Annotated in this window: 7 protein-coding genes and 1 riboswitch; all 7 genes read left to right on the plus strand. The window is 41.8% G+C overall.

Going from position 1 to position 6,802, the window contains the following annotated elements:
* The first annotated feature begins 24 nt into the window (after positions 1-24).
* A riboswitch (cobalamin riboswitch) is annotated at positions 25-168 on the plus strand.
* Positions 169-644: 476 nt separating this feature from the next.
* The 7 genes from RM368_RS21800 to RM368_RS21830 all read left to right on the plus strand — a co-directional run bounded on the left by RM368_RS21800 (position 645) and on the right by RM368_RS21830 (position 6,756).
* Positions 645-1,055, plus strand: coding sequence for a DUF1636 family protein (locus RM368_RS21800; RefSeq protein WP_322695966.1), 411 nt, complete (start codon positions 645-647; stop codon positions 1,053-1,055).
* Positions 1,056-1,130: 75 nt separating this feature from the next.
* Positions 1,131-3,389: a 5-methyltetrahydropteroyltriglutamate--homocysteine S-methyltransferase gene (gene metE, locus RM368_RS21805; protein WP_322695967.1), complete on the plus strand. Its 2,259-nt coding sequence runs from the start codon at positions 1,131-1,133 to the stop codon at positions 3,387-3,389.
* Between the two features lie 128 nt (positions 3,390-3,517).
* Positions 3,518-3,802 carry a hypothetical protein gene (locus tag RM368_RS21810; protein WP_322695968.1) on the plus strand — a complete coding sequence of 95 codons (285 nt, stop codon included), beginning with the start codon at positions 3,518-3,520 and terminating at the stop codon, positions 3,800-3,802.
* 129 nt (positions 3,803-3,931) lie between these two features.
* Complete coding sequence (locus RM368_RS21815; protein WP_322695969.1) at positions 3,932-4,933, plus strand: methyltransferase domain-containing protein; 1,002 nt, start codon at positions 3,932-3,934, stop codon at positions 4,931-4,933.
* A gap of 7 nt (positions 4,934-4,940) precedes the next feature.
* A complete protein-coding gene (cobW, locus tag RM368_RS21820; RefSeq protein WP_322695970.1) occupies positions 4,941-6,035 on the plus strand; it encodes a cobalamin biosynthesis protein CobW in 1,095 nt (364 codons plus the stop codon).
* Positions 6,019-6,483: a hypothetical protein gene (locus RM368_RS21825; protein ID WP_322695971.1), complete on the plus strand. Its 465-nt coding sequence runs from the start codon at positions 6,019-6,021 to the stop codon at positions 6,481-6,483. Before cobW ends, RM368_RS21825 begins: the two co-directional genes overlap by 17 nt.
* 18 nt (positions 6,484-6,501) lie before the next feature.
* A complete protein-coding gene (locus RM368_RS21830; protein WP_322695972.1) occupies positions 6,502-6,756 on the plus strand; it encodes a hypothetical protein in 255 nt (84 codons plus the stop codon).
* The last annotated feature ends 46 nt before the right edge of the window (positions 6,757-6,802 follow it).

Genomic DNA, 6,802 nt, shown 5'->3' on the forward strand with positions numbered 1-6,802 from the left:
GCATTAGACAGTAAACAATGATATAGTTGAATTTTACAAGTCGGTTCTAGTGGGGAACAGTCACTAGAGGAAACGGGGAAAGTCCGGTGTAAATCCGGCGCTGTCCCGCAGCTGTAATCAAGGTTTACCTTGTGAGTCAGAATGCCCGCCGAACAGTTAACTCCTGCTGAAATCTACGAGGTATAGATAAGCGCAACTATGAATATTTTCACAATCAATCAATTTTATTTCTTCATCGTGCCAAAGATACACTTCAGCTTACGGCTTACGAGGAAATGATAGATAGTTAATTGGCAGTACAAATTGTGCCTAGAAGTGTATTTTTCAGTAAGTGTCTGTACTACTGGGTTATTTGGCACAATTATCGCAGATGTGAAAAGTGGCAGTCTTGTTTTAAAAGGACATCAACAGCTACTTGATAATAGTTATTTTCGTGTCATCTGACCTGATACTGGTTATCCAATTTGAGATTTTAGATTGATTGTACAGACAAATCCTGCGGATTTTACCATTAAGGAATTGTTGGTCAATTATTACTAATAGTTTGCAACAGATACATTGCATAGTTAGCAAAGTGAGATTTCATGCTGACAAAACTATGTAATATCTGCGCTTGGAACTTAATCCTACACATTTCAAAATCAATGCTCAACAAACAACATACTTTATTTGTTTGTACGACCTGCGCTAGCGTGTGGCAAGATGGCAAGCGAATTGGAGAAAGTCGCGGTCAGCAACTATTACTGCATCTGCAACAACTTGCATTCAATTGGGAATTACAAAATAAATTCTCCATTCAGGGAGTTGAATGTATGAGTGCTTGTAACCGTTCTTGTGTTATTGCCTTTACAGCAGAAGGTAAACCAACCTATCTGTTTGGCGATTTACCAAATGATAGTTGTGCATCTGCGGTTTTGCAATGTGCCAGTCAATACTATGCTAAAGGTGATGGTTCACTACCTTGGTCAGAACGACCTGAACCTCTAAGAAAAGGAATTCTAGCAAAGATTCCACCACAAAGTAAGTGGACGCAATTAAACATAAGTTGTTGTTAATTGAAGACTGAGTGAAAATTACCAGTTTCCAGTTCATAGTGCCTAATTATTTAATCTTCAAAGGAATAAAAAGTCATGCAGATTCAAACCGTAACATTAGGCTATCCTCGTATTGGTAAAAATCGGGAAGTTAAAAAAGCATTAGAAGCATTTTGGAGTGGCAAGTTAGATGCAGAATCATTACTGCAAACCGTGCGACAAGTTGAGGAATCTAACTGGAAAACCCAACTAGAAGCAGGAATTGACCACATTGGTATTGGAGATACAACTCTCTACGACCATGTACTTGATTGGATATTTCGTTTTGGGCTAATTCCTCAAAGATTTCAGCAATTTAGTGGGTTAGAACGCTACTTTGCGATGGCGCGGGGTCAAGAAGGAATTCCAGCCTTAGAAATGACTAAGTGGTTCGATACTAACTACCACTATCTTGTCCCAGAAATTGCAACAGATATATTACCAGCCGATTTCAGTGACTTTATAGAAACTGTATCTCGCGCTCAAAATATATTGGGTAAAAAAGCAGTTCCTATAGTATTGGGGCCATGCACTCTACTACGTTTGAGTAAAGTGGAATTAAATATAGACGAGGCAGTATCAAAGCTATTGCCACTCTATGTTAACCTGCTTACACAACTGAAGAATCTAGGAATAGCAGAAGTACAAATACATGAGCCAGCACTTGTTTTAGGTGATGCTAATTCCTGGAAAGAACATTTTAAAACTGTCTATAATTCGCTAGATGCAGTAGGAATATCTTTGCATCTAGTTACTTATTTTGATGATTTAGGTGAAACTTACCCCTGGGTAATAGATTTACCAGTTGCTGCTATTAGCTTAGATTTGACACGCGGACGCAACTTAGAGTTAATCAAAACTCACGGTTTTCCGCAAAATAAGCGACTAGGAGTAGGGATTATAGACGCAAGAAATATTTGGCAAGTTCGTCCAGAGAAAATTATTCCTATATTACAAGAGATTGTAGAGACGTTACATGGAACATCTCTAGATATTCAACCATCTGCTTCCTTACAGTTTGTTCCCTACGATGCCAAACGAGAAAAACGATTACCATCACAGCTACGCAATGTCTTGAGTTTTACCGAACAGAAACTTCAAGAAGTGGTTTTCTTGGCTCGAACAATAAAAGGTGACAACACTAAAACAGAGCAAGAATTTATTGAATCAACCTGGAGTACATTTGAGGAGTTTAGTCCAGCCAATCAGTCAGTTCAAGAAAGACTAAAAACTCTGAAGATTGATGATTTTCAGCGTTCATTATCCTACGGATTGCGGCTGGATTCTCAAATTTCTCTGCCTCTGTTCCCAACAACCACAATTGGTTCCTTCCCCCAAACCTCTGAAGTTCGCCAACTCCGAGTGCGTTATAAACGAGGTGAATTGAATCAGTCAGAATATGAAGCTGCTATTGATGCTCAAATTGCCGAAAGCATTAAACTACAAGAGGAATTAGGGTTAGATGTTTTAGTACACGGTGAATTTGAACGCACCGATATGGTGGAATTTTTTGGACAGCAATTATCAGGCTTTGCTTTCACTGAAAATGGTTGGGTACAAAGCTACGGTAGCCGTTATGTTCGTCCACCAATTATTTATGGTGATGTGGTTCGGACTGCGCCAATGACGCTACGTGAGTTTAAAGTCGCTCAATCTTTGACGGAAAAACCTGTAAAAGGGATGTTGACGGCTCCTGTAACTATCTTAAATTGGTCTTATCCCCGTACCGATATTTTCAAGTCAGAACAAGCTTTCCAAATTGCTTTGGCGTTGCGGGATGAGGTAGCGGATTTGGAAGCGGCTGGTGCAAAGGTAATTCAAGTAGATGAACCAGCGCTACGTGAGGGTTTACCTCTAAAGCCCCAACGCTGGAATGAATATCTTTCTTGGGCTGTAGATGCATTTCGTTTGGCGACAGCAATAGCCCAACCCCAAACGCAAATTCATACCCACATGTGCTATTGCGAATTTGGTGACATCATCAAGGATATTGAACGGTTAGATGCCGATGTTATTTCAATTGAAAATAGTCGCAGTAACAATCAAACTTTGCGAGAAATCACAGAGGGTGGTTACTCACATCAAGTTGGTAATGGAGTTTATGATATCCATAGTCCTGTTGTCCCGACAACTGAACAGATTTTAGAGCAATTGCGGACTGGAGTTGCTAATTTACCTGTAAAACAGATTTGGGTGAACCCAGATTGTGGTTTGAAAACTCGTCGTTGGTCAGAGGTGATTCCGGCTTTAAAGAACATGGTGGAAGCGACGAAAGTTCTACGGGAGGAAGCAAACGCAACTGTGAAATCGCAGTAAAAGGTTGTTCCAAACAAGTAGGAAATGGCGTGTATGACATACACAGTTCTGTTCCACTAACGAAGAAATGCTTTCCTAATTACGCACCAGAATTGCGAATTTACTAGATTTATAGTCGGTTAATCATCATGCCGAAATTCTATCTTCACCGAGTTGGGAAGATTCCCACTGCTGTTCATCCCTTTGTCAAACAAGCGGCTTTTCCCCAAGACAAATACAAGCCCCGGCTACTTCCAGGGAAAATGATTCGAGGTGTGCAAAACCTTGCAATGTCCATGTTCAAGATGATTTATATTGCGATCGCTCCTTGGGCGGCTCCTTTTGGGAGCATTGCCTCTCGTGGGTGGTTACGCCATCTTTCATCTGATTTGGGACGAGCAACGAGCAAACCGTTAGATCGACTTCAAAAATGAGTAGAACGATAAATCCTCTTTCGATTTTGCTCCTCTGCTTTCTTGTCAAGGGTTCCTGCTACAAAATTCTGGCTACGAAATTCGTGTAAAAAATCTATCTCAGGTAGACGTACAGGAGCGTTCAAAACAATGTCAGCTTCACTATATTTTGTAATTGGTTTTATATTGCTTTTGGTGATTGTAATTGCGGCTTATTTCCTAACTGCCCGCAAGTATCAATCCTCAGCTACAGTCGCCAATTCCTACGACAAATGGACGCTTGACGGCATCCTAGAGTTTTATTGGGGAGAACATATTCACCTTGGTCATTACGGTTCGCCACCACGACGCAAGGATTTTTTGGCTGCTAAATCTGATTTTGTGCATTACATGGTTAAATGGGGTGGAATAGAAAAATTACCGAATGGTACTACCGTCTTAGATGTTGGCTGTGGGATTGGCGGCAGCAGCCGCATCTTAGCACGAGATTATGGGTTTGCTGTCACAGGAATTACCATCAGTCCACAACAAGTAAAACGCGCCCAGGAGTTAACACCCCAAGAACTAAACGCTCACTTTGCAGTTGATGATGCAATGGCATTGTCGTTTGCAGATGCTAGTTTTGATGTGGTTTGGTCAATCGAAGCAGGCCCCCATATGCCTGATAAAGCTGTTTTTGCCAGAGAATTAATACGGGTACTAAAACCTGACGGAATCTTAGTTGTAGCTGACTGGAATCAGAGAGACGATCGCCAAAAGCCGCTAAATTTTTGGGAGAAACCAGTAATGCGACAATTGCTAGATCAGTGGTCTCATCCAGCTTTTTCTAGCATTGAGGGATTCTCCGAACTTTTGGCAGCTACAGGATTAGTGGAAGGAAAGGTAATTACGGCTGATTGGACGCAAGAAACCCTTCCTTCTTGGTTAGATTCGATTTGGCAAGGGGTGGTTCGACCAAGCGGATTTCTGCGTTTTGGACTGTTTGGTTTCATCAAGTCTGTGCGCGAAGTGCCGACGTTTTTGCTGATGCGTTTGGCGTTTGGTGTAGGGTTGTGCCGATTTGGCATGTTCCGCGCTGTGCGGGCGAACTTACATACAGAATTGATGGACAGAAACTTTGCTAAGGGAACTCCCTCAAGCTTAGTTGGGTAGCGATTGCATGATCGCCAATTTTGAGTTGATAGATACTTTATATATGCATAAAATTCCCGTTACAGTCATTACAGGATTTCTCGGCGCAGGCAAAACGACGTTAATTCGCCATTTACTTCAAAACAATCAAGGGCGACGCATTGCTGTTTTGGTAAATGAATTTGGAGAAATCGGTATTGATGGCGAACTATTGCGTGATTGCCAAGTTTGTGACGATGAAGAAGACTCCAACAGTAATATTGTGGAACTCACCAACGGTTGTCTGTGCTGTACAGTGCAAGAAGAATTCCTCCCCGCGATGCAAGAATTACTGAAACGACGCGCCAGCCTAGACTGTATGTTAATTGAAACCTCTGGACTAGCACTGCCAAAACCATTGGTGCAAGCATTTCGCTGGCCAGAGATTCGCACAGGCGCTACAGTAGACAGCGTAATTACTGTGGTGGACTGTGAAGCTTTAGCAACTAATCAATATGTAGGTGATTTAGCAGCCCTCTTAGCACAACGACAAGCCGACTCTAGTCTAGAACACGAAACACCCATTGAGGAACTGTTTGAAGATCAACTGGCTTGTGCTGATCTAGTATTGCTTACCAAGAGCGATCGCGTTGACGAACAAACGCAAGTTAGGGTGCAGGATTGGCTAAAGCAGAACTTATCCCCTGGTGTAAAAGTCATTCCTTGCCAAGACGGTAAAATTAGTAGCGATTTGTTACTTGGTTTCAATGCTGCGGTAGAAGATAACTTAGAAAGTCGTCCCAGTCACCACGATACTGAAGAAGACCACGAACATGATGACGGGATTAATTCAGTGCAACTACTTTTAGACCAAGCATTTGAGCCGTCTGTCTTGATTAAACGCTTGCAAACATTGGTGCAACAGCAAGAAATTTATCGAATTAAGGGATTTGTAGCAGTTCCGAACAAAGCCATGCGTCTAGTATTACAGGGTGTTGGTAATCGATTTGACTACTTTTACGATCGGACTTGGCAACTCCACGAACCCCGTCAAACGCGATTAGTGTTGGTTGGTCGGGAGCTTGAGCAGGTTCGCATTGAGTCAATTGTGTTGGGGGAGGAAGTCAATGCGACCATCCAATAGTGTTTGGCAAGGAAATTTCGGCTACTGGCAAAACAGCTTTATCCATAACAATATATTGGTAATCGGTTACACAGGATGGAAAGGATTTCAATTATTTGGGCGGGGAGTTGTTATTTGTGATGTGGATACTAAAGTTACTCACCCGACAAATACAAGTGTTGATACAGTTTCCTTCACCCTGCAATTTCTTCCTTCCGATCTGATTAGGTTTTACTTGCGATCGTTTCAGGATTGCCAAGCTATATCGCAATCAATCTGCTCATCGATGATTTCATCAATTTCCCCAGCAGTCGCAACATACAATCCCCATCAAGATATTCTTCTGGTGCTAAAGGCTGAACCTCAAATTGAGGTGAATTTTTTACATCAACTAAAAATTACTCCACCCGATTGCTACGAACAAGTTTGCAAGCGATGGTCAGAATTTAATCCAAGCCTAATACCTTAAAACTTACTTTATTGATGAATGCTCAAGCCAAAATCAAGCAAAATTCCCAAAGCAACTCGTTACCAAAATGCAGCGATAGATTATTACATGGGACTTACAAATTCCGACTATCTCCATTACGGGTATTGGGAACCACTACCTACTGTGGGTGAAGAATTAACTCTAACTCGCCTGCGTGCGGCGCAAGCTGCATATACAGCCAAACTTTTGAGTTTTATCCCAGAAGGTATAAAAACTGTGCTTGACGTAGGATGTGGGATTGGAGGTGTGTGATTCGTTGAGTCGAAACTGGTTACAGGAAAAACTTTTCAGCAAAATC

It is taken from the genome of Nostoc sp. DedSLP03 (assembly GCF_034530815.1).
Classification (GTDB): Bacteria; Cyanobacteriota; Cyanobacteriia; order Cyanobacteriales; family Nostocaceae; genus Nostoc.

Coding starts and splice junctions, on each gene's coding strand:
- RM368_RS21800 (WP_322695966.1), top strand. CDS start 645: ATGCTCAACAAACAACATACTTTATTTGTTTGTACGACCTGCGCTAGC.
- metE (WP_322695967.1), top strand. CDS start 1,131: ATGCAGATTCAAACCGTAACATTAGGCTATCCTCGTATTGGTAAAAAT.
- RM368_RS21810 (WP_322695968.1), top strand. CDS start 3,518: ATGCCGAAATTCTATCTTCACCGAGTTGGGAAGATTCCCACTGCTGTT.
- RM368_RS21815 (WP_322695969.1), top strand. CDS start 3,932: ATGTCAGCTTCACTATATTTTGTAATTGGTTTTATATTGCTTTTGGTG.
- cobW (WP_322695970.1), top strand. CDS start 4,941: ATGATCGCCAATTTTGAGTTGATAGATACTTTATATATGCATAAAATT.
- RM368_RS21825 (WP_322695971.1), top strand. CDS start 6,019: ATGCGACCATCCAATAGTGTTTGGCAAGGAAATTTCGGCTACTGGCAA.
- RM368_RS21830 (WP_322695972.1), top strand. CDS start 6,502: ATGCTCAAGCCAAAATCAAGCAAAATTCCCAAAGCAACTCGTTACCAA.